The sequence below is a fragment of the Halorubrum sp. SP3 genome, assembly GCF_005435195.1.
In the GTDB taxonomy this organism is placed as follows: domain Archaea; phylum Halobacteriota; class Halobacteria; order Halobacteriales; family Haloferacaceae; genus Halorubrum; species Halorubrum sodomense.
The window spans coordinates 1-226 of the sequence record NZ_SGTU01000736.1; the positions used below are offsets into that span (position 1 = coordinate 1).

At 61.1% G+C, this 226-nt stretch carries 1 protein-coding gene; it reads left to right on the top strand.

Annotated elements, in window-relative coordinates; all coding sequences use genetic code 11:
- Window positions 1–226: hypothetical protein (locus tag EXE42_RS18080; RefSeq protein WP_137707145.1), on the top strand; the 226-nt coding region annotated here is incomplete at both ends.

The following is a 226-nucleotide window of genomic DNA, read 5'->3' on the forward strand; positions in this document are numbered from 1 at the left end:
GAGCGGGTTCTCACGGAACTCGGCGAGACTATCAAGACACATCCCGGTGAGGCCGCACGGTTTCTCTACATCCACGCGACGTTCGGCTCAGGGAAGACTCACCTCCTGAAGCTAGTCGGCCTCCTTGCTGACGACGAATCGGAATTCGCCTACCTGGGTGACAGGCTGGCCGAGCAGTGGCCCGGGTTCGATGAGCTTCAGCGGTCTATCACCGACTCGCACGTCG